Annotated in this window: 19 protein-coding genes and 1 other RNA gene; 7 read left to right on the top strand and 13 right to left on the bottom strand. The window is 70.4% G+C overall.

The features are described 5' to 3' along the window. Window positions 1-63: 63 nt before the first annotated feature. The 3 genes from glpD to ssrS all read left to right on the top strand — a co-directional run bounded on the left by glpD (window position 64) and on the right by ssrS (window position 3,563). Window positions 64-1,617, top strand: coding sequence for a glycerol-3-phosphate dehydrogenase (glpD, locus tag RGD00_RS03765; protein WP_310455958.1), 1,554 nt, complete (start codon window positions 64-66; stop codon window positions 1,615-1,617). Between the two features lie 226 nt (window positions 1,618-1,843). Continuing rightward, on the top strand, window positions 1,844-3,328 hold the full coding sequence (glpK, locus tag RGD00_RS03760) for a glycerol kinase GlpK (protein ID WP_310455957.1): 1,485 nt from the start codon (window positions 1,844-1,846) through the stop codon (window positions 3,326-3,328). A gap of 78 nt (window positions 3,329-3,406) precedes the next feature. Next, a non-coding RNA gene (ssrS, locus tag RGD00_RS03755) (6S RNA) lies at window positions 3,407-3,563 on the top strand. 57 nt (window positions 3,564-3,620) lie between these two features. Here the strand turns inward: ssrS and RGD00_RS03750 are convergent. From RGD00_RS03750 to RGD00_RS03730, 5 genes are all read right to left on the bottom strand, one after another. Then, window positions 3,621-3,956 carry a hypothetical protein gene (locus RGD00_RS03750; protein ID WP_310455956.1) on the bottom strand — a complete coding sequence of 112 codons (336 nt, stop codon included), beginning with the start codon at window positions 3,954-3,956 and terminating at the stop codon, window positions 3,621-3,623. A gap of 105 nt (window positions 3,957-4,061) precedes the next feature. Continuing rightward, the gene (gene nusB, locus RGD00_RS03745) at window positions 4,062-4,535 is read right to left on the bottom strand and encodes a transcription antitermination factor NusB (protein WP_310455955.1); all 474 of its coding nucleotides are present in this window, start codon (window positions 4,533-4,535) and stop codon (window positions 4,062-4,064) included. After that, entirely contained in the window at window positions 4,532-5,056 is a 525-nt protein-coding gene (locus RGD00_RS03740) for a 6,7-dimethyl-8-ribityllumazine synthase (protein ID WP_310455954.1), read from the bottom strand. The genes nusB and RGD00_RS03740 overlap by 4 nt, the downstream gene beginning before the upstream one ends. Before the next feature lie 3 nt (window positions 5,057-5,059). Further along, the gene (ribB, locus tag RGD00_RS03735) at window positions 5,060-6,166 is read right to left on the bottom strand and encodes a 3,4-dihydroxy-2-butanone-4-phosphate synthase (RefSeq protein WP_310455953.1); all 1,107 of its coding nucleotides are present in this window, start codon (window positions 6,164-6,166) and stop codon (window positions 5,060-5,062) included. Window positions 6,167-6,418: 252 nt separating this feature from the next. Then, the gene (locus RGD00_RS03730) at window positions 6,419-7,018 is read right to left on the bottom strand and encodes a riboflavin synthase (RefSeq protein ID WP_310455952.1); all 600 of its coding nucleotides are present in this window, start codon (window positions 7,016-7,018) and stop codon (window positions 6,419-6,421) included. A gap of 123 nt (window positions 7,019-7,141) precedes the next feature. On the opposite strand from RGD00_RS03730, the gene RGD00_RS03725 reads away from it, so the two are divergent. Then, complete coding sequence (locus RGD00_RS03725; protein ID WP_310455951.1) at window positions 7,142-8,227, top strand: dipeptidase; 1,086 nt, start codon at window positions 7,142-7,144, stop codon at window positions 8,225-8,227. 96 nt (window positions 8,228-8,323) lie between these two features. Here the strand turns inward: RGD00_RS03725 and RGD00_RS03720 are convergent, their stop codons facing one another. Next, on the bottom strand, window positions 8,324-9,544 hold the full coding sequence (locus tag RGD00_RS03720; protein WP_310455950.1) for a DegT/DnrJ/EryC1/StrS family aminotransferase: 1,221 nt from the start codon (window positions 9,542-9,544) through the stop codon (window positions 8,324-8,326). Beyond that, window positions 9,541-10,209 carry an HAD-IA family hydrolase gene (locus RGD00_RS03715; protein ID WP_310455949.1) on the bottom strand — a complete coding sequence of 223 codons (669 nt, stop codon included), beginning with the start codon at window positions 10,207-10,209 and terminating at the stop codon, window positions 9,541-9,543. The genes RGD00_RS03720 and RGD00_RS03715 overlap by 4 nt, the downstream gene beginning before the upstream one ends. A gap of 103 nt (window positions 10,210-10,312) precedes the next feature. On the opposite strand from RGD00_RS03715, the gene glmU reads away from it, so the two are divergent. The 3 genes from glmU to RGD00_RS03700 are packed head-to-tail and all read left to right on the top strand — an operon-like array spanning window position 10,313 to window position 14,164. Continuing rightward, window positions 10,313-11,671, top strand: a complete 1,359-nt coding sequence (glmU, locus tag RGD00_RS03710) for a bifunctional UDP-N-acetylglucosamine diphosphorylase/glucosamine-1-phosphate N-acetyltransferase GlmU (protein WP_310455948.1) — start codon at window positions 10,313-10,315, stop codon at window positions 11,669-11,671. Window position 11,672: 1 nt separating this feature from the next. Further along, on the top strand, window positions 11,673-13,487 hold the full coding sequence (gene glmS, locus RGD00_RS03705; protein ID WP_310455947.1) for a glutamine--fructose-6-phosphate transaminase (isomerizing): 1,815 nt from the start codon (window positions 11,673-11,675) through the stop codon (window positions 13,485-13,487). Further along, window positions 13,484-14,164: a DNA alkylation repair protein gene (locus tag RGD00_RS03700; RefSeq protein ID WP_310455946.1), complete on the top strand. Its 681-nt coding sequence runs from the start codon at window positions 13,484-13,486 to the stop codon at window positions 14,162-14,164. Before glmS ends, RGD00_RS03700 begins: the two co-directional genes overlap by 4 nt. Before the next feature lies 1 nt (window position 14,165). On the opposite strand, the gene mnhG is transcribed toward RGD00_RS03700, so the two are convergent. The 6 genes from mnhG to RGD00_RS03670 are packed head-to-tail and all read right to left on the bottom strand — an operon-like array spanning window position 14,166 to window position 20,283. After that, the gene (mnhG, locus tag RGD00_RS03695) at window positions 14,166-14,558 is read right to left on the bottom strand and encodes a monovalent cation/H(+) antiporter subunit G (RefSeq protein ID WP_310455945.1); all 393 of its coding nucleotides are present in this window, start codon (window positions 14,556-14,558) and stop codon (window positions 14,166-14,168) included. Further along, window positions 14,555-14,836: a K+/H+ antiporter subunit F gene (locus tag RGD00_RS03690; RefSeq protein WP_310455944.1), complete on the bottom strand. Its 282-nt coding sequence runs from the start codon at window positions 14,834-14,836 to the stop codon at window positions 14,555-14,557. Before RGD00_RS03690 ends, mnhG begins: the two co-directional genes overlap by 4 nt. After that, window positions 14,833-15,321, bottom strand: a complete 489-nt coding sequence (locus RGD00_RS03685) for a Na+/H+ antiporter subunit E (protein ID WP_310455943.1) — start codon at window positions 15,319-15,321, stop codon at window positions 14,833-14,835. The genes RGD00_RS03690 and RGD00_RS03685 overlap by 4 nt, the downstream gene beginning before the upstream one ends. After that, window positions 15,318-16,979, bottom strand: a complete 1,662-nt coding sequence (locus RGD00_RS03680; RefSeq protein ID WP_310455942.1) for a monovalent cation/H+ antiporter subunit D — start codon at window positions 16,977-16,979, stop codon at window positions 15,318-15,320. Before RGD00_RS03680 ends, RGD00_RS03685 begins: the two co-directional genes overlap by 4 nt. After that, complete coding sequence (locus RGD00_RS03675; RefSeq protein ID WP_310455941.1) at window positions 16,979-17,320, bottom strand: Na+/H+ antiporter subunit C; 342 nt, start codon at window positions 17,318-17,320, stop codon at window positions 16,979-16,981. Before RGD00_RS03675 ends, RGD00_RS03680 begins: the two co-directional genes overlap by 1 nt. After that, window positions 17,320-20,283: a monovalent cation/H+ antiporter subunit A gene (locus tag RGD00_RS03670; RefSeq protein WP_310455940.1), complete on the bottom strand. Its 2,964-nt coding sequence runs from the start codon at window positions 20,281-20,283 to the stop codon at window positions 17,320-17,322. The genes RGD00_RS03675 and RGD00_RS03670 overlap by 1 nt, the downstream gene beginning before the upstream one ends. Window positions 20,284-20,350: the final 67 nt, after the last annotated feature.

The raw sequence follows: 20,350 nt of genomic DNA, 5'->3' as shown, positions 1-20,350 counted from the left end.
GCCGGGCGGGGGCCCGCCCGTGCCGCCGCCCCGGCCACATCCTGCCAGCCCCGGAGGGTCCCCATGACCACCCCCGCACCCATCGACCTCTTCGTCATCGGCGGCGGCGTCAATGGTTGCGGCATCGCCCGCGATGCGGCGGGGCGGGGGCTGACGGTGGACCTGGCCGAGGCCGGCGATCTGGCGCAGGCGACCTCTTCGGCCTCGACCAAGCTTTTTCACGGCGGGCTGCGCTATCTGGAATATTTCGAATTCCGCCTTGTGCGCGAGGCGCTGGCCGAACGCGAGGTTCTGCTGGCCGCGATGCCGCATATCAGCCACCCGCTGCGCTTCGTGCTGCCGCTGGACCCCGCGATGCGGTTCGACGCCGAAACCCCGGCCTCGCGCCTGATCTCTGCCGCGCTGCCCTGGCTGCGCGGACGCAGGCCGGCGTGGATGATCCGCCTGGGGCTGTTTCTCTACGACCATATGGGCGGGCGGCGGATCCTGCCCGGCACGCGCCGGTTGGACCTGCGGCACGATCCGGCGGGGGCGGCGCTGCGGCCCGGGCTGCGGCGCGCCTACGAATATTCCGACTGCTGGGTGGAGGACGCCCGGCTGGTGGTCCTCAACGCCCGCGACGCCGCGGCCCGTGGCGCGCGCATCCGCACCCGCACCCGCGTGACCGCCGCGCGGCGCGAGGGCGCGCTGTGGCGCATCACCACCGAAGGGCCGGAAGGGCGGGCCGAGACGCACGCCCGCGCGCTGGTCAACGCCGCCGGCCCCTGGGCCGAGGGCATGGCCCGCACGATCACCGGGCGCGACGGCCCCGCGCATGTGCGGCTGGTGCGCGGCAGCCATATCGTCACCCGCCGCCTGTTCGGCCACGACCGCTGCTATATCCTGCAAGGATCGGACGGCCGCATCGTCTTTGCGATTCCGTTCGAGCAGGATTTCACCCTGATCGGCACCACCGACATCGACCACCCCGGCCCGCCCGAGGATGCGCATTGCACCGCGGCGGAACGGGATTACCTCTGCGCCGCCGCCTCGCGCTGGTTCGCGCGGCCGGTGACACCCGCCGATGTGGTCTGGACCTATGCCGGGGTCCGGCCCCTTTATGACGACGGCGCGGGGCCGGCCCGGGCGGCGACGCGGGACTATGTTCTGACCCTCGACACGCAGGGCCCGCCGCTGCTGACCGTGTTCGGCGGCAAGATCACCACCTATCGCCGGCTGGCAGAGGCCGCGCTCGCCCGTCTCGCCCCGCACCTGCCGCAGGCGCGGGGGGCGTGGACGGCAGGGGCGCCGCTGCCGGGCGGCGATTTTCCGCCGGACGGCGCCCCCGCCCTGCGCGCGCGGCTGATGGCCGACCACCCCTTCCTCACCGCCCCCTGGGCCGCCCGCCTGATCCGCACCTACGGCACCGAGGCCCGGGCGGTGCTGGACGGCGCGCGCGCCCCGCAAGACCTCGGCCCCGATTTCGGCGCGACGCTGACCGGGGCCGAACTGCGCTGGCTGATGACGCGCGAATATGCCCGGACGGCCGAGGATGCGGTCTGGCGGCGCACGAAGCTCGGCCTGCGGCTGAGCGCCGGCCAGATCGCGGCCATCGACGCCTTCATGCGGGGCGGCTGAGCGGGCAGAGAGCGCGGCGCCGGGGCGCTGCCCCGGACCCCGGGATATTTCTCTCACGGTGAAAGACGCAAGGCATTTCCCGGAAAGAATGGCGCGGCTTCATCTTGCCCCCAAATACTCCGGGGGTCCGGGGGCTGGCCCCCGGCGCCGCGCCCTCCGCCCCCACCGCCGCCGGGCCCTGTTCCCCCGCCCCGATCCGCCCTAAACTGCGCGGAGGGAGACCGCCATGACCCATATCCTCGCCATCGACCAGGGCACCACCTCCAGCCGGGCGGTGGTGTTCGACGCTTCCCTTGCCCCCGTGGCGCAGGCGCAGCAGGAATTTCCCCAGTCCTATCCCGCCCCGGGCCGGGTTGAGCATGACCCCGAGGATCTCTGGGCCACATCCGCCGCCACCGCCCGCGCGGCGATCGAGCGGGCGGGGCTGGCGCCGGGGGCGATCGCCGCCATCGGCCTGACCAACCAGCGCGAGACGGTGGTGATCTGGGACCGGGGGACGGGCCGGGCCATCCATCCCGCCGTGGTCTGGCAGGACCGGCGCACCGCCGCGGCCTGCGCCCACCTGCGCACAGAGGGGCACGAGGGGCTGGTGAGCGCGCGCACGGGGCTGCTGCTCGACCCCTATTTCTCGGCCGGCAAGATCGCCTGGATCCTCGATCACGTCGAGGGCGCGCGGGCGCGGGCCGAGCGGGGCGAGCTGGCCTTCGGCACGGTGGACAGTTTCCTCATCTGGCGGCTGACCGGGGGGCGGGTGCATGCGACCGACGCCACCAATGCCGCGCGGACCTCGCTTTACGACATCCATCGCGGGGAATGGGATGCCGAACTTTGCGCGCTCTTCCGCGTGCCGATGGGGATCCTGCCGCAGGTCCGCGACTGCGCCGCCGATTTCGGCCGCACCCGGGCGGATCTGTTCGGGCGGGAAATCCCCATCCTCGGCGTCGCGGGCGACCAGCAGGCGGCGGCCATCGGGCAGGCGTGCTTCACCCCCGGCATGATCAAGGCGACCTATGGCACCGGCTGTTTCGCGCTGCTGAACACGGGCGAACGGGCGGTCGCCAGCAATGCGCGGCTGCTGACCACCATCGCCTGGCGGCTGGACGGGCGGGTCAGCTATGCGCTGGAAGGGTCGATCTTCATCGCGGGCGCGGTGGTGCAATGGCTGCGCGACGGGGTGCAGATCATCCGCAGCGCGGGGGAAACGCAGGGGCTGGCAGAGGCCGCCGACCCCGAACAGGGCGTGGTGATGGTGCCCGCCTTCACCGGCCTCGGCGCGCCGCACTGGCGCCCCGAATGCCGGGGCGCGATCTTCGGGCTGACGCGGGCGACGGGGCCGGCGGAACTGGCGCGCGCGGCGTTGGAAAGCGTGGGCCACCAGACGCGCGACCTGTGGCAGGCGATGCGCGCCGACTGGGGTGCCGGGGCGGCCACGGTGCTGCGCGTCGACGGCGGCATGGCGGCGAGCGACTGGACGATGCAATACCTCGCCGACATCCTCGGCGCGCCGGTGGACCGCCCGCGCGTCACCGAAACCACCGTGCGCGGGGCGGCATGGCTGGCGGGGATGCGCGCCGGGCTCTGCCCGGGGATGGAGGAGTTCGCGCAGGGATGGGCGCTCGACCGCCGCTTCGCCCCGGCGATGACGCCGGAGGAACGCGCGGCGCGCCACGACCGCTGGACCCGGGCGGTCGCGGCGGCGATGGCCTTCTGACCCCGCCGCGCCCGCAGGCCGGGGGCGCGCGTCCCGCCCCCTTGCCGAAGCCCCTGCCCTGCCCTACCTATGGAAACGGCGGATCTGCTCGGTTCGTGTGCGGCCCTTTTCCAGTGGCCGATAAGCATTTCCGAGGGGGCTGGCTCTGCCGGGATCCTGGTCCCGGTATCTGGCGCCCACCTGATACGTCAGGCTCTCGGGAAATCACAGCCGCCACGGCTGCTGCGGTCCCCGCCACTGAAAACCCCCGCGATCCGGCCGGATCGCGGGGGTTTTCCATGTCCCGGAAAGATCAGCGCCGGGGCGGCAGGACCGCGCGGCGGCGCGGTGCCGCCGCGGGCACTGGCACTGGCACGGGTTCGGGGCGCATCGCAGGCGCGGGGCGGCCGCCGCGGGGACCGTCATCGCGTTCGGCCATCCGCGCCACGGCGATGGCGAACTGCACCCCGGCAAAGACGATGCCGTTGAACATCACCATCATCAGCGCGGCCAGCCAACCCATGTCGCTGCCCAGGATCAGGCCGCGCAGGCCCGCCACATCCAGCGCGATGAGCGCGGCGACGAAAACCACCGCCAGCGCGAAACCGATGGCGACATTGACGATGTAGAGGCGGATCAGCTTCGGCATCTCGATTCCCCTTCCCTGATCCGACTCTACCGCATCGCCGCGCCGGCGGAAGGGGCAAACCGCCGCGCGCCGCCCGGGCGGCGGAAAGCAGCCCGTGGCCGGGGATCAGAACGCCTCGGGCCGGGCCTCGCGCGCCATGTGGTCCAGCACGGCATTGACGAAGCGGGGCTCCTTGCCTTCCGGGAAGAAGGCATGCGCCACGTCGACGAATTCGGTGATCACCACCCGGGGCGGGGTTTCCGCCGCGATCAGTTCGGCCCCCGCCGCGCGGAACAGCGCGCGCAGGGTGGGGTCGATGCGGTCGATGGGCCATTTCGCCACCAGCGCGCGGTCGGTCAGCTGGTCGATGCGCGCCTGCCAGTTCACCGCCCCGTCCACCAGCCGGCGGAAAAGGGTGCTGTCGCCCTCGGCCATCTCCACCTCGTCATAGACGGCGCCGAAGCGATAGTCCTCGAACTCGCGCACCACGCGCTCGACGGTCTGGTCGGACGCCTCCATCTGGAACAGCGCCTGCACCGCGTAAAGCCGCGCCGCCGATTTCCGCTGCCGCTTGCCGTCGCGGTCCGCGCCCTTGCTCATTGCGCGCCGCCCCCGATGCCGGGGCCGCGAAAGCCGATGCCCTTGGTGCCGCCCGCCCATTGCCGCGCCAGCGCGATCAGGTGCAGCGCCGCCGCCGCCGCCCCGCCGCCCTTGTCCTGGCCCGCGGGATCGGCGCGCACCTCGGCCTGGGGGCGGTTTTCCACCGTCAGGATGCCGTTGCCGATGCACGCACCCTGCAACCCCAACAGGCTGATCGCGCGCGAACTGTCGTTGCAGACGGTGTCGTAATGCGTCGTCTCGCCCCGGATCACGCAGCCGAGCGCGACATAGCCATCATATTGCGCCAGCCGTTCGGCAAAGGCGATGGCGGTCGGCACCTCGAGCGCGCCGGGCACCTCGACCAGATCGACCTCTGCCCCCGCCTTTTCGGCGGTCGCGCGCGCGCCCGCGATCATCATGTCGGCGATGTCGCGGTAATAGGGCGCGACCACGATCAGCAGTTTCACCGGCTTGTCGAACACCGGCAGCGGCAGGGTGTAATGGGTTTCGGCGGTGGCCATCGTTCACTCCTGCGGGATGGGGCGGGTGCCCTCGATCGTGAGCCCGTAGGCCTCCAGCCCGACCACGCGCGGGCGGGCCGAATTCGTCACCAGCGTGATCGCATGCAGCCCGAGCGCCGACAGGATCTGCGCCCCGAGCCCGTATTGCCGCAGCGTGTGGGGCGAAACCTCCTCGTCCATCGCCAGCTTCATGGCGACATCGCGCAGCAGGACCACCACCCCGCGCCCCTCTGCCGCGATCAGCTTCATCGCCCCGCGCAATTCGCCCGCATGGACGGGATTGATGCCGAGCACGTCCTCCAGCGGGTTGAGCGCATGCATCCGCACCAGCACCGGCCCGGGCGAGGTGATGTCGCCCTTGGTCAGCACGACATGTTCGGCGCCCTGCGTGGCATCGGCGAAGACCCGCATCATCCAGTCGCCGCCATAGGCCGAGGTGACGCGGCGCACCGCCTTTTCGTGCACCAGATTGTCGTGGCGGCGGCGATAGGCGATCAGGTCGGAAATGGTGCCGATCCTGAGCCCGTGGCGCTGCGCGAAACCGATCAGGTCGGGCAGCCGCGCCATGGTGCCGTCGTCGTTCATGATCTCGCAGATCACGCCCGAGGGGTTGAGCCCGGCAAGGCGGCTCACATCCACCGCGGCCTCGGTATGGCCGGCGCGGACCAGCACCCCACCCTCGCGCGCGCGCAGGGGGAAGATGTGGCCCGGGGTGGCGATATCGGCCGCGCCCTTGGTCGGGTCGATGGCCACCGCGACGGTGCGGGCGCGGTCATGGGCGGAAATGCCGGTGGTCACGCCCTCGCGCGCCTCGATCGAGAGCGTGAAGGCGGTCTCGTGCCGGCTGGAGTTCTTGGGGCTCATCAGCGGCAGGCCGAGCGCGTCGATCCGGCCGCCCGGCAGCGCGAGGCAGATCAGCCCGCGCCCGTGCATGGCCATGAAATTGATCGCCTGCGGCGTGCACATCTGGGCGGGAATCACCAGATCGCCCTCGTTCTCGCGGTCCTCGTGGTCGACGAGGATGAACATGCGGCCGTTGCGGGCGTCCTCGATGATGTCCTCGATCGAGGAAATGGCGTCGCTGTAGTCGGTTCTGGTCTCGTCGCTCATCGGCTTCATCCCCCGTTCGCATGCCCCTTAGCCCAGAAGCCCGCCGAGCGCCAGATGGCCCGAAGGGCGGTGCGGGCGTCGAGGACAGCGCCGGGGCCCTGCCCCGGACCCCGGGATATTTAGAGACAGAAAATGAGGGGGACGAGGCCGAAGCATGGCCCCTCTTCATTTTCTGTCCTTAAATATCCCCGCCGGAGGCCGCGCCGCGCGACGCGGCACCGCCGTCGGGCATCGGGCGCCACAGCCCCGCCGTCAGCGCGACCAGTCGCGCAGCCGGGCGACATAGCGGGCGAGCGTGTCGATTTCCAGGTTCACCCGGTCCCCCGCCCGCACGCCGCCCCAGGTGGTGGATTTCTGCGTATGGGGGATGAAGTTGATGCCGAATTCGGCCCCCTCCACCTCGTTCACCGTCAGCGAGGTGCCGTTGAGCGCGACAGAACCCTTGGGGGCGATGAACCCCGCCAGATCGCCGGGCGCGCGGAAGGTCACGCGCAGGCTGTCGCCCTCGGGGCGCAGGGCCACGACCTCGGCCAGCCCGTCGACATGGCCAGAGACGATATGGCCGCCCAGTTCGTCCCCCACCTTCAGCGCGCGCTCGAGGTTCACCCGCCGCCCCGGCGCCCATTGGCCGAGGTTGGTCCTGGACAGGGTTTCGGCCGAGATCTCGACATCGAACCAGTTGCGCGGCGCGGTGCCGGTCGCGATCACCGTCAGGCAGCAGCCGTCGCAGGCGATCGAGGCGCCGATGTCGATGCCCGCCACGTCATAGCCGGTGGCGATGCGCGCGCGCAGGTCGCCGCGGGCCTCGGTTTCGAGGATCTCGCCGATGTCGGTGACGATGCCGGTGAACATGCGCGCTTCCCCCGCGGTTGTTGCCCGTTTCGCGAACACCTAGCCGCCGGAGGGGGTGCGGCGCAAGGGCCGGCGGGCGCATCGCCCCTTGCACGCAGGGGCGAAAGCGCGCAGACCTTGCGCATGGCCCCCGACGTTCCGCCCCCCGCCCCGCCCGCGCCCGGCCCCGACAGCCCGGCGCCCCGGCCGGTCTTTGACGGCCACAACGACCTTCTGCTGCATCTGTGGCAGGCGGGCGACGCAACGGGCCGGGGGTTTTTCGAGGGGCGGGCGGGCCATATCGACCTTGCCCGCTGCCGCGCGGGCGGCATGGCGGGCGGGTTCTTCGCCATCTGGGTGCCGGGCCAGCACGGCCTGCCCGATGCGGGCGCCGGTCTGCCCCCGGCCTTTCCCCCGCTCGGCCCCGACCGCGCGCGTGTGGTGACGCTGGCGATGGCCGGCATTCTGGTGCGCATGGCCCGCGCGCGGCCCGATGCGATCCGGCTCTGCACCACCGCGGCGCAGGTCGAGGCCGCGCGGGCCGCCGGCGCCATCGGCGCGGTGATGCATCTGGAAGGGGCCGAGGCGATCGGCCCCGATCTGGCGGAACTGGAGGTGCTGCATGCCGCCGGCCTGCGGTCCATCGGCCCGGTCTGGAGCCGCGACAACATCTTCGGCCAGGGCGTCCCCTTCCGTTTTCCCTCCGGCCCCGACATCGGCGGCGGGCTGACCGAGGCCGGCAAGCGGCTGGTGGCGGAATGCGACCGGCTCGGCATCATGATCGACCTCAGCCATCTGAACGAGGCCGGGTTCTGGGATGTGGCCGCGATCAGCGACCGGCCGCTGGTGGCGACGCATTCCTGCGTCCACGCGCTCTGCCCCTCGGCGCGCAACCTGACGGACCGGCAGCTGGACGCGATCGCGGAACGCGGCGGCGTGGTGGGACTGAACTTCGCGGTGCAGTTCCTGCGCCCCGACGGCGCGCGCGATCCCGACACCGCCCCCGACCTGCTGGCGCGGCATCTGGCGCATCTGGTGGACCGGTTGGGCGAGGGGGGCGTGGCGCTCGGGTCCGACTATGACGGCGCGCTGACGCCCCGCGCGGTCGGCGGGGCCGAGGGCCTGCCGGTGGTCATCGCCGCCATGCGCGCGGCGGGTTTCGGCGAGGCGCTGGTGAACCGGATCTGCTGGGAAAACTGGCTGGGGCTGGTCAGGCGCGTGATCGGATAGGCAAATCCTTTCAACGCGTTGCGGCAGTATCCTCAGGCATCGCGCGAAGGCTGCGGGGGCGTCGGATGCAGCTTCCGCTGAAAAATCCTGGCGCGCTCAATCCGCCCGCCGGCCCGCAGCCTCCGCCACGCCGTCCCGCCCGGCCTCATCCGCGATGATGCGGGCGATGCAGGCGCAATCCGCTTCGGTAAAGGTCAGCGGCAGGCGCATGTCGATCAGCCCGGCCAGTACGGCATCCGTCCGGGGCAGCGCCTGCGGCGGCGCATAGCGCCAGTGGTCGTGGCGCGAGGTGAAGCCCGCCGGTTCCGCCCGGCCGAACCATTTCAGTTCCACCCCCCGGGCAAGGCAGCGGCCGAGGAAACGGTCGATCCACGCGCCATCCCGTCCCGGCAGCAGGAACTGGAACGACGACCCCACGAACCGTTCCGCCTGCGGGCGGGGGATCAGGCGCAGGCCCGGCACGCCGCGCAGCCCCGTTTCCACCGCGCCGTAAAGCCGCGCCCAACGGTCCACCCGTCCGGGCAGAGCCGCGATCTGGGGGCGCAGCACGGCGGCGCGCAGGTTGTCCATCCGGGCCGAGATGTTCGGCACCTGATGGCGCAGGCCCGCGAACACCTCGGGCGGCGGCGCGGCGGGGTGGCGGTCGTAGAGCATGTAGCTGCCCGACAGCAGCACCATCCGCGCCATCAGGTCGGCATCGTCCGACACCACCAGCCCGCCCTCGCCCGAATTCATGTGCTTGTAGGTCTGCGTCGAATAGCACCCGGCGATCCCGTGGCGGCCCGAGGGCACGCCCGCCCATGCCGCCCCCATCGTATGCGCGCAATCCTCGATCACCCGCAGCCCGAGCCGTGCGCAGAGCGCCATCAGCGCGTCCATGTCGCAGACATGCCCCCGCATGTGGCTGAGCAGCAGGACGTGCGCGCCGCTGGCCTGCGCCCTGGCGGCCAGATCGGCAAGGTCGATGACCAGATCCTCCGTCACCTCCACCAGCACCGGCACGCCCCCCACCGCCGCGATGGCCCCGGGCACGGGGGCAAGGGTGAAGGCATTGGTCAGCACCGGATCGCCCTGCCCCACCCCCGCCGCGCGCAGCGCGATGCGCATCGCCGCCCCGCCCGAGGCGACGGCAAGGCAGTAGCGCGCGCCGGTGAAGGCGGCGAAATCGACCTCCAGCGCCGCGGCCTCGGCCATCTCGCCGGGCGCGGTGTTGTAGCGGTGCAGCCGCCCGCTGCGCATCACCGCGACGGCGGCGGCGATGGCGTCTTCGGGGATCGGTTCCTGTTGGGTGAAGCTGCCAGAGAAAACTTCGGTCATGGCCGGCCGATGAAGGGCGCCACGATGCGGTCGAGGTCGTCGTAATGGTCCAGCAATGCCTCGGGCGCGTGGCGGGCGACATCGGCGCCTTCGGGGCCGAAAGTGACCAGCGTCACCGGGATGCCCGCGTTGCGCCCGGTTTCCCGGTCGGTGATCGTATCGCCGATCAGCACCGTGCGCCGCCGGTCGCCCCCCATCAGCGCAAGCGTGTGGTGCAGCGGCGCCGGGTCGGGTTTGCGCACCGCCAGCGACCCCGCGCCCACCACCACCGCGAACAGATCGCGCACGCCGAGACGACGCAGCAGCACATCGGCCAGATCCACCGGCTTGTTGGTGCAGACCGCCGCCGCGATGCCTTCGGCGCGCAGCCGTTCCACCGCCGCCACCGCGCCGGGGTAAAGGCGGGTTTCGTTCACGATCACCTCGGCATAGACTTCCAGCAGCCGTTCGTACCGCGTGGTGATCGCGGCCTCGTCCCAGCCCAATGCCAGCCGGTCGGACCCGAGCCGCAGCATCGCCCGCCCGCCCGCGAAGGCGGTGATGGCATCGGCGGCGCTTAGCGGTGCGGCAAGGCCCATATCGGTGAAACAGGCATTGGCCGCGGCCAGCAGGTCGGCGCTGGTATCGGCCAGGGTGCCGTCGAGGTCGAACACAACGCTGCGCATCGGACGCTCCTGTCACATGGCGAAAGACTGTGTGAGGCAGGCCCCCCTTGCGGCGGGCCATTCCCCGGGTAGAACGGTCATAACGGAAAGAAAAGGGGCAGTCATGGCGGTTTCGCTGATCCTGCTGGCGGCAGGCCAGGGCACGCGGATGAATTCCGAACTGGCGAAGGTGCTGCATCCGCTCGGCGGGGCGCCGATGCTGGCGCATGCGCTGGCGGCGGGGGGCAGCCTCGGCCCCGACCGGGTGGTGGTCGTGGTCGGGCCCGAAGGCGAGGCGGTGGCCAAGGCCGCACAGGCCGCGGACGAGCGGGCAGAGATCGTGGTGCAGGCCGAACGGCTGGGCACCGCGCATGCGGTGGCGCAGGCGGCGCCCCTGCTGCGCGATGCGGGCGGCGATGTGGTGGTGCTCTATGGCGACACGCCTTTCCTGACGGCGGACACGCTGGACCGGCTGGTGGCGGCGCGGGCGCGGCATGCGGTCGCGGTTCTGGGGTTCGACGCCGCGGTGCCGGGGCGGTACGGGCGGCTCGTGACCTCGGGCGAGGATCTGCTTTATATCGTCGAATGGAAGGATGCCTCGGCAGAGGAACGCGACATAACCCTTTGCAATTCCGGGGTGATGGTGGCGGATGCGGCGCTGCTGTTCGACCTGATCGACAGGGTGGGCAACGCCAATGCGGCGGGCGAATACTACCTGACCGATGTGGTGGCGCTGGCGCGCGAACGGGGGCTGTCGGCGGGCGTGGTGCTGTGCGACGAGGCCGAAACGCTCGGCATCAACACCCGCGCCGAACTCGCGACGGCAGAGGCCGCCTTTCAGGCCCGACGGCGGGCCGAGGCATTGGAGGACGGCGTGACCCTGATCGCGCCCGAAACCGTCTTTTTCGCGCTGGACACCGTGGTGGGCCGCGATGCGGTGGTGGGGCCCAATGTGGTCTTCGGCCCCGGGGTCACGGTGGAATCGGGGGCGGAAATCCGCGCCTTCTGTCATCTGGAAGGCTGCCATGTCAGCCGCGGCGCGACCGTCGGCCCCTTCGCCCGCCTGCGCCCGGGCGCCGAACTGGCCGAGGACGTGCATGTCGGCAATTTCGTGGAAATCAAGAATGCCATCCTCGACGAAGGGGTGAAGGTCGGGCATCTGACCTATATCGGCGATGCCGACATCGGCGCGCGCAGCAATATCGGCGCGGGCACCGTGACCTGCAATTACGACGGGGTGATGAAGCACCGCACGGTGATCGGCGCAGATGCCTTCATCGGGTCGGATACCATGCTGGTCGCGCCCGTCACGGTGGGGGCGCGGGCGATGACGGCCTCGGGGTCCGTCATCACCGCCGATGTCCCGGCCGAGGCGCTGGCCGTCGCCCGCGCGCGGCAAGAGGTGAAACCCGGCCTTGCGGTGCGGCTGATGGAGCGGCTGCGCGCGATCAAGGCGGCGAAGGCCGCAAAAGGGGGGAACTGACATGTGCGGGATCGTCGGCGTTCTGGGCAGCCACGAGGCCGCCCCCCTGCTGGTCGAGGCGCTGAAGCGTCTGGAATACCGCGGCTATGACAGCGCGGGCATCGCCACGGTGAACGACGGGCGGCTCGACCGCCGCCGGGCGGTGGGCAAGCTGGTGAACCTGTCGGACCTGCTGGTGCACCAGCCGCTCGCGGGCAAGGCGGGCATCGGGCATACCCGTTGGGCCACCCATGGCGCGGCGACCACCGCCAACGCCCATCCCCATCGCGCGGGCGGCGTCGCGGTGGTGCATAACGGGATCATCGAGAACTTCCGCGACCTGCGCGCGGAACTGGCGGCGGCGGGCTATCCGGCGGAATCGGAAACCGACACCGAAACCGTGGCGCTGCTGGTGCGCCGCTTCATGGACGGCGGCCTCTCCCCGCGCGAAGCGGTGGCGGAAACCCTGAAACGGCTGGAGGGCGCCTTTGCGCTGTGCTTCCTGTTCGAGGGCGAGGACGATCTGATGATCGCCGCCCGCAAGGGCAGCCCGCTGGCCATCGGGCACGGGGATGGCGAGATGTTCGTGGGATCGGACGCCATCGCGCTCGCCCCGATGACCGACCGCATCACCTATCTGGAAGAAGGCGACCGGGCGGAAATCACGCGCGCGGGCGCGGTGATCCATGACGCGGCGGGCCGGCTGGCGAACCGGGCGGAAACACGCATCCATCTGGATGCCGCGCGGGTGGAAAAGGCCGGATACCGCCATTTCATGGCCAAGGAGATCGCCGAACAGCCCGTGGTGCTGGCCGATGCGCTGAAACATTACATCGGCGGCGGGCGGCTGAACCTGCCCGAGGGGCTGGATTTCACCGGCGTGGACCGGGTGGTGATGGTCGCCTGCGGCACCGCGAACCTTGCCTGCCAGGTGGCGAAATACTGGTTCGAACAGATCGCGGGCCTTGCCTGCGATGTCGATATCGCCTCGGAATTCCGCTATCGCGATCCGGTGCTGTCGGACCGTTCGCTCGCCGTTTTCGTCAGCCAGTCGGGCGAGACGGCGGACACGCTGGCCGCATTGCGCCACGCGCAGGACCGGGTGGCGCAGACGCTGGCGGTGGTGAACGTGCCCACATCCTCCATCGCGCGGGAATCCGGTCTGGCGCTGCCCATCCTCGCGGGGGTGGAGGTCGGCGTGGCCTCGACCAAGGCGTTCACCTGCCAATTGGCGGTGCTGGCGCTGCTGGCGCTCAAGGCCGGGCGCGACCGGGGGGTGCTGTCGGAGGAACGGCTGGCCGGGCATCTGGCGGCGCTGGCGAACCTGCCGGGGCTGCTCAACCACGCGGTGGGCCTGGGCGAGGATCTGGCGGCGCTGGCGGTGGATATCGCACGGGCGCGGGACGTGCTGTTCCTGGGGCGCGGGGCGATGTATCCGCTGGCGCTGGAAGGGGCGCTGAAGCTCAAGGAAATCAGCTATATCCATGCCGAAGGTTACGCGGCGGGCGAACTCAAGCACGGGCCGATCGCGCTGGTGGATGCATCCGTGCCGGTGGTGGTGATGGCGCCGCGCGATGCGCTGTTCGACAAGACCGTTTCCAACATGCAGGAGGTCATGGCGCGCGCCGGCAAGGTGGTGCTGATGTCCGACCCGCAGGGCGTGGCGCAGGCGGGCGAGGGCGTGTGGCGCACCATCACCCTGCCCGAGGTGCCCCCCCTGCTGGCCCCGATCCTTTACGCGGTGCCGGCGCAATTGCTGGCCTATCACACCGCCGTCGCCAAGGGCACGGATGTGGACCAGCCGCGCAACCTTGCGAAATCGGTGACGGTCGAATGACGCCCGATGCGGCGCTGGCCGCCCTGCGCGCGGCGGGGGATGCGGGCAAGGCGGCCGAGATGGCCGCCTATCACAAGATCCCCCGCCCCTATCTGGGCGTGGCGGTGCCGGTGATCGACGATCTGGCGCGGCAGTGGCGGGCGGGTATCACGCTGGACGAACGGCTGGCCCTTGCCGCAGCACTGTGGGACAGCGGCATCCACGAGGCGATGGTGGCGGCGGCCAAGCTGCTGGTGCAGGCGCGCATCCGGCCCGACGATGCCGGCGCATGGGCGCTGATCCGGTCCTGGGCGCCGGGGTTCGAAGGGTGGGCGGTGGCCGATCACGCCAGCATCGCCGGGCAGAAACGGCTGGTGGCCGATCCCGCGCGGATCGAGGATGTGGCCGAATGGGTGAGCCACCCCAACATGTGGACGCGGCGCGCAGCACTGGTGATGACCCTGCCCTGGGCCAAGATGAACTTCCCCAAACCCGCCGATCTGGGCGTCCGCGACCGGGTGCTGGGATGGGCGGCGGGCTATCTCGACGACCGCGACTGGTTCATCCAGAAGGCCGTGGCCTGGTGGCTGCGCGATCTGGCCCGCCACGACGCGCCCCGCGCGCAGGCGTTTCTGGACGCGCACGGCCCCCGCATGGCCGCCTTTGCCCGGCGCGAGGCCGCGCGGGGCTTTGCCTGACCTATTCGGCAGGCTCTTCCTGCGGCACCGGCTGCGGCGGCGGCGGCAGCACCGGGGCGGGCGGAACATCCGCCCTGCCCTCGCCCCGGTCGCGGTGCAGCGAGGCGCGGCCGAGCAGCATCAGCGTCACCGGCGTCGTCACCATCACGAAGATGGCGATCACCAGTTCATGCAGCACCGCCCGCCCGCCGGCCCAACTGAACACCAGCATCGAAGCCAGCATGATCCCCGCCGTGCCCCAGCTTGTGCCGAGCGTCGGCGCATGCAACCGGTCGTAGAAGCTTTTCAGCTGCATCAGGCCGAGCGTGCCGAGCAGCGTCAGCGTGCTGCCGATCACCAGAAACAGCGCCGCAGGCAGCGCGATCCATACCGGAAGGGTTTCCAGGTCGATCATTCGATCACCTCGCCGCGGATCAGGAACTTGGCCAGCGCGACCGAGGAAACGAAGCCCAGAACCCCGATCACCATCGCCGCCTCGAAGAAGAAGGGCGTGCCCGCGCGCAGGCCGGTGACGACGAACAGCAGCATCGCCGTGACATAAAGCGTATCGAGCCCCAGAACCCTGTCCTGCGCGCGCGGCCCCCGCAGCGTGCGCACGCAGGCCAGACAGGCTGCCAGCGCCAGCGCGATCTGTGCATAGCCCATCGCGAACCAGAGTATCGTCGCAGTCATCCGAAAGCCTCCAGCAGCAGCGATTCATAACGGTCGCGGATCAGGTGGCGCCATTCGTCCTCGTCGATCACGTCGAACACATGCAGGATCAGCACCCCGGTGTCGGGATCGTGTTCCAGCCAGGCGGTGCCCGGCGTCGCGGTGATGATCATCGCCAGAAGCGCCAGCGGCACCGGATCGTCGAGCCGCAGCGGAATATCCACGAAGGCCGACTTGCGCGCGCCATGCCGCCCGCGCGTCAGGATCAGCCCGGCGACCGCGATGTTGGACCGGATGATGTCGACGCTGACGATGCCCATCAGCCGGATCAGCGGCCAGATGCGGCGCAGGCGCGGGCGTTCGGGTTCGACCTTGCCGAGCGCCCATCCCGCGATCAGCGCGATGACCACCCCCAGCAACAGATGGCCGAGCGAGAAACGGGTCAGCAGCAGCCACATCAGCACCAGCGCCAGCGACAGCAGCGGATGGGGAACGAGGCGGCTCATGGCGCATCCCCCGCGGCATCGCCGTTGGCGGGCGCAGGCGCGGGTTCGACCCGCGGGGTGCGCATGACGCCCTGGGCATAGATCTCTGGCCGGTGGAGCGCGCGGGCGGTGGCGTCGGTATAGCGCAGCACGTCCTGCGCCTGCGTGGTCATCAGCACGATCATGACGATGAGCGCCACCACCGGCGCGATTTCCAGCGCCAGCACCCGCGGCACCACCCCGTCCGAGGCCCAGAAGGTCTGGATCCCGATCCGCACCAGCCCGATGATGCTGGCCAGCCCCGACACCAGCAACAGCGCGACGAAGGCCCATCCGGCGGCAGAGGGCATGCCCCCGCCCGCATCCAGAATGCCCTGGAAGATCGCCACCTTGCCGACGAAACCCGCCAGCGGCGGCAGCCCCGCCAGCACCAGCAGGCAGGCCCCAAAGCAAAGCCCCAGGATCGTCAGCGTGCCGGGAATGGCAAGGCCCACCTCGGGCTGCGCGTCATCCTCGGCGGGGTCGAGGCCATAGGCATCGGCGGTCAGCGCCAGAAGGGCGGCGATCCCGCCCTCTTCCCGGCTCATCGGTTCGATCAGCAGGAACAGCGCGCCGGTCGCAAGGGTCGAACCGACCATGTAGTAAAGCGCCCCGGCCAGCATCGGCGCACCGCCCCCGGCCAGCGCGAACCCCGTGACCGCCAGCATCGTGCCCGAGGACACCAGCACCAGATGCGCCGCCATCCGCCCCAGCCCCTGGCTGGCCAGCACCCCCAGAAGCCCGAAAGCGACCGTCGCCATGCCCGCCGCCGTCAGCACATCGGCCCCGAAGCCCGCAGAGGCGCCGCCCGCCGCGCCGAACACCAGCATCGACAGCCGCAGGATGACATAGATCCCGACCTTGGTCATGATCGCGAACATCGCCGCCACCGGCGCGGCCCCGGCCATATAGGCGGTGGGCAGCCAGAAGGACAAAGGCCAGATCCCCGCCTTGACCAGAAAGGCGATGCCCAGCATCGCGGCGGCGGCATGCAGCAGCGCCCGGTCGGCCGATTGCAGCGCCGCGACCTGCACCGACAGCTGCGCCATGTTCAGCGTGCCGGTGACGCCGTAGATCAGGCTGACCCCGATCAGGAACAGCAGCGAGGCGGCGAGGTTGATGGCGATGTAATGCAGCCCCGCCCGCACCCGGAGCTGCCCCGACCCATGCAGCAGCAACCCGTAGGACGCCGCCAGCAGCACCTCGAAGAACACGAAGAGGTTGAACAGGTCCCCGGTCAGGAAGGCGCCGTTCAGCCCCATCAGCAGGAACTGGAACATCGAATGGAAATGCTGCCCCTGCCGGTGCCAGCCGGCGGCCGAATAGATCAGCGCCGGGATCGCCAGCACCGCCGTCAGCACCAGCATCATCGCCGACAGCCGGTCGATCACCAGCACGATGCCGAAGGGCACCAGCCAGTTGCCCAGAAGGTAGAAGCCGATGTCGTTGCCGCCCGACAGCGCATTGCCCTTGGACCGGTTCAGCAGTTCCACCGCCACCAGCAGCAGCGCCACCGCGGACACCAGCCCGATGGCCAGTTTCGCCCGCCGGCGGCGGTCGTCGTAGATCAGCATCACCGCGCCCGCGAAGAACGGGATCAGGATCGGGGCGATGATCAGATGCTCGGTCGCGGGCAGCATCAGTCGCGCTCCTTTCCGTCGACGTGGTCGGTGCCGGTCATCCCGCGCGCGACCAGCATCACCACCAGAAACAGCGCCGTGGTGGCGAAGCTGATGACGATGGCGGTCAGGATCAGCGCCTGGGGCACCGGATCGGCATAGGCCGAGGGGTTGACGGAACCGTCCTTGGGCATGATCGGCGGCACGCCCACCGTCAGCCGCCCCATCGAGAAGATGAAGAGGTTGACCGCATAGGACAGAAGGCAGAGCCCCACGATCACCTGGAAGGTCCGCGGGCGCAGCAGCAGCCAGATGCCGGAAGCCGCCAGAACCCCGATGGCTGCGGAGAGGACATATTCCATCAGGCGGTCCCTCCGGCAACGGGGGCGGGGGCCCGGGCGGGGGCCCGGGCCGGGGCGGGGGCGGCCGCGGCCTCCCGTTCCGCCTCCGCTTCCGCCTCGGCCTCCGCCTCCACCTCGCGCAGGCGGGCGGACCGCAGCGACTGGTGCGCGATCGCGACCAGCATCAGGATCGTCGCCCCCACCACCAGCGCATAGACGCCGAGGTCGAAGGCCATCGCCGTGGCCGCCGGCACCTTGCCGATGACGGGGATGTCCACGTATTGCGCATGCGCGGTCAGGAACGGATAGCCGAAAAGCCACGCCCCCACGCCGGTCAGCCCGGCGATCAGCAGGCCGAAGCCCATCCAGCGGATCGGCAGCACCGTCAGCCGCGCCTCGACCCACCGCACGTTGTGGCCGAGGTATTGCAGCAGGAACGCGATGGCGAGCGTCACCCCGGCGGAAAACCCGCCGCCCGGCAGGTCGTGGCCGCGCAGGAACAGATAGGCCGACATCACGATCAGCGGCGCGAACATCCAGCGCATGATGACCGAGGCCACGCGCAGGTAATCCTTCAGCGCCTCTGCCGCCTCGCCCTGCTGCTGTTCGGGCAGGCCCGCGCTTTCCGCCGCGGGGCGGAAGCGGCGCAGAAGCGCAAAGACCGTCAGCCCCACGATGGCCAGCACGGTGATTTCCCCGAACGTGTCGAAGGCGCGGAAATCGACCAGGATCACGTTGACCACATTGGTGCCGCCGCCTTCGTGATAGGCGTTGCGCAGGAACCAGTTGCCGATGTTGGGGATGGTCGGGCGCGTCATGACGACGAAGGCGATGGCGGCGATCCCCGCCCCCGCCACCACGGCGATGACGAAATCGCGCAGCCGGCGCATCTTGGCGGGCAAAAGCTTGTCCTCGGCGATCTCCTCGCGCCGGCGGGGCAGCCAGCGCAGGCCCAGAAGCAGCAGCACCGTGGTCACGCTTTCCACCAGAAGCTGCGTGACGGCAAGGTCGGGGGCGGAAAACCACGCGAAGGTCAGGCAGGTGATCAGCCCCGCCCCCCCGAGCAGCACCAGCGCCGCGAAACGGTGGTACTTGGCCTGCCACGCGGCGCCGACCGCACAGACCGCGCCCACCGCCCACATCAGCGCGAAGGCGGGGTTGAGCGGCGTCGACAGCATCTCATGCGCCAGCCGCAGCCCGCCCCACAGCGTGACCGCCCCCGCCCCCGTCGCCAGCAGCACCATCAGCCGCAACTGCGGCTGAAGCCGTTCCGTGCCGGTCGCGCCATAGATCTTGCGCGGCAGCCGCCAGGTGAATTGCAGCATCATCCATTCATAGACCCGCTGCGCACGGATGCGGTGCAGAAGCGGCGGGCCCTCGGGCCCTTTGGCGATGGTGTCGGCAAAGGTCAGGTACAGCACCGCGCCCGCGATCAGCGCCGCCGCGCTCATCACCAGGGGCGCGTTCAGCCCGTGCCAGATCGCGATGGAATAATAGGGCATGTCCGCCCCCAGAACCGACCGCGCCGCCTGGTTCAGCAGCGGGCCGAGCGTCAGCCCCGGCAGGATGCCCACCAGCAGGCAGACCAGCACCAGCAGTTCCACCGGCCGGCGCATCCAGGGCGAGGGCTCGTGCGGTTCCTTGGGCAGGTCGTCGGCCTTCGGGCCGAAGAACACCGTCACGATGAAGCGCAGCGAATAGGCCACCGAAAAGACGCTGGCGAAGGTCGCGAGCCAGGGCAGCGAATTGTCCAGCCAGGTGCCGTTGTGCCAGTCCACCACCTCGGCGAAGAACATCTCCTTCGACAGAAAGCCGTTCAAGAGCGGCACCCCCGCCATCGCGGCCGAGGCGACGATGGCCAGCGTGCCGGTGATCGGCATCGCGCGGAAAAGCCCCGACAGCCGGCGCATGTCGCGGGTGCCGGTTTCGTGGTCGATGATGCCGGCGGCCATGAACAGGCTCGCCTTGAACACCGCGTGGTTGGCGATGTGGAAGATCGCGGCAAGGATCGCGCCCTGCGTGCCGATGCCCGCCAGCGCGGTGATCAGGCCCAGATGGCTGATGGTGGAATAGGCCAGCAGGCCCTTGAGGTCATGGCGGAAGAGCGCGACCATCGCGCCGAGGATCAGCGTCGCCATCCCGATGCCGGTGACGGCGTAGAACCACAGGTCCGTCCCGCCCAGAACGGGGGAAAAGCGCACCAGCAGGAACACCCCCGCCTTCACCATCGTCGCCGAATGCAGGAAGGCCGACACCGGCGTCGGCGCCGCCATCGCGCCGGGCAGCCAGAAATGGAACGGGAACTGCGCCGATTTGGTGAAGGCCCCGATCAGGAACAGCGCGAGGATCAGCGGATAAAGCGGATGGGCCCGGACCAGATCGCCCGAGGCGAGCACCACGTCCAGCGTATAGCTGCCCGCGATCTGGCCGATGATCAGCATCGCCACCAGCAGGCACAGCCCCCCCGTGGCGGTGACGACCAGCGCCATCCGCGCCCCGTCGCGCGCCGCCTGCCCCTGGTGCCAATAGCCGATCAGCAGGAAAGAGGTGATCGAGGTCAGTTCCCAGAACACCACCAGAACCAGCACGTTGCCCGCCACCAGCACACCCAGCATCGCGCCGGTGAAGGCCAGAAGGAAGGAATAGAACCGCGGCACGGGATCGGTCCTGGACAGGTAGTAGCGCGCATAGACCACCACCAGGATGCCGATCGCCAGCACCAGCACGACGAACATCCAGGCGAAACCGTCGACGCGCAGGCTCAGGTTCAGCCGCAGCGAGGGCACCCACAGCACCAACGCCCGCACCACGCCCCCCGCCGCCACCGGCGCGTGCAGCACCGCCATGATGGCCAGCCCCGCCGCCAGCAGCAGGCCGGAAATCCAGGCGGCGGCGTTGTGGGCATGCACCGGCAGCGTGGCGGCCAGCAGCGCGCCCACGAAAGGCAGACAGACGAGGATCAGAATCAGGTTCTGTTCGATCATCCCCGCCGGTCTCCTTTTGCTATGGCCTGCCCGAATCTCCCTCCCGCGCATCGCCGCGATGCAGCCG

The sequence above is a fragment of the Ruixingdingia sedimenti genome (genome assembly GCF_031432425.1).
Taxonomy (GTDB): domain Bacteria; phylum Pseudomonadota; class Alphaproteobacteria; order Rhodobacterales; family Rhodobacteraceae; genus Ruixingdingia; species Ruixingdingia sedimenti.
The sequence above is the reverse complement of the archived record's forward strand: the minus strand, read 5'-3'. Positions and strand labels throughout refer to the sequence as shown.

Excerpts from the sequence above, each read along its gene's own strand:
- RGD00_RS03725 (WP_310455951.1), top strand. The coding sequence starts at position 7,142 with ATGGCCCCCGACGTTCCGCCCCCCGCCCCGCCCGCGCCCGGCCCCGAC.
- glpD (WP_310455958.1), top strand. The coding sequence starts at position 64 with ATGACCACCCCCGCACCCATCGACCTCTTCGTCATCGGCGGCGGCGTC.
- RGD00_RS03670 (WP_310455940.1), bottom strand. The coding sequence starts at position 20,283 with ATGATCGAACAGAACCTGATTCTGATCCTCGTCTGTCTGCCTTTCGTG.
- RGD00_RS03700 (WP_310455946.1), top strand. The coding sequence starts at position 13,484 with ATGACGCCCGATGCGGCGCTGGCCGCCCTGCGCGCGGCGGGGGATGCG.
- glmS (WP_310455947.1), top strand. The coding sequence starts at position 11,673 with ATGTGCGGGATCGTCGGCGTTCTGGGCAGCCACGAGGCCGCCCCCCTG.
- RGD00_RS03740 (WP_310455954.1), bottom strand. The coding sequence starts at position 5,056 with ATGGCCACCGCCGAAACCCATTACACCCTGCCGCTGCCGGTGTTCGAC.
- nusB (WP_310455955.1), bottom strand. The coding sequence starts at position 4,535 with ATGAGCAAGGGCGCGGACCGCGACGGCAAGCGGCAGCGGAAATCGGCG.
- RGD00_RS03750 (WP_310455956.1), bottom strand. The coding sequence starts at position 3,956 with ATGCCGAAGCTGATCCGCCTCTACATCGTCAATGTCGCCATCGGTTTC.
- RGD00_RS03690 (WP_310455944.1), bottom strand. The coding sequence starts at position 14,836 with ATGACTGCGACGATACTCTGGTTCGCGATGGGCTATGCACAGATCGCG.
- RGD00_RS03730 (WP_310455952.1), bottom strand. The coding sequence starts at position 7,018 with ATGTTCACCGGCATCGTCACCGACATCGGCGAGATCCTCGAAACCGAG.
- RGD00_RS03680 (WP_310455942.1), bottom strand. The coding sequence starts at position 16,979 with ATGCTGCCCGCGACCGAGCATCTGATCATCGCCCCGATCCTGATCCCG.
- ribB (WP_310455953.1), bottom strand. The coding sequence starts at position 6,166 with ATGAGCGACGAGACCAGAACCGACTACAGCGACGCCATTTCCTCGATC.
- RGD00_RS03715 (WP_310455949.1), bottom strand. The coding sequence starts at position 10,209 with ATGCGCAGCGTTGTGTTCGACCTCGACGGCACCCTGGCCGATACCAGC.
- RGD00_RS03675 (WP_310455941.1), bottom strand. The coding sequence starts at position 17,320 with ATGGAATATGTCCTCTCCGCAGCCATCGGGGTTCTGGCGGCTTCCGGC.
- glmU (WP_310455948.1), top strand. The coding sequence starts at position 10,313 with ATGGCGGTTTCGCTGATCCTGCTGGCGGCAGGCCAGGGCACGCGGATG.
- mnhG (WP_310455945.1), bottom strand. The coding sequence starts at position 14,558 with ATGATCGACCTGGAAACCCTTCCGGTATGGATCGCGCTGCCTGCGGCG.
- RGD00_RS03685 (WP_310455943.1), bottom strand. The coding sequence starts at position 15,321 with ATGAGCCGCCTCGTTCCCCATCCGCTGCTGTCGCTGGCGCTGGTGCTG.
- RGD00_RS03720 (WP_310455950.1), bottom strand. The coding sequence starts at position 9,544 with ATGACCGAAGTTTTCTCTGGCAGCTTCACCCAACAGGAACCGATCCCC.
- glpK (WP_310455957.1), top strand. The coding sequence starts at position 1,844 with ATGACCCATATCCTCGCCATCGACCAGGGCACCACCTCCAGCCGGGCG.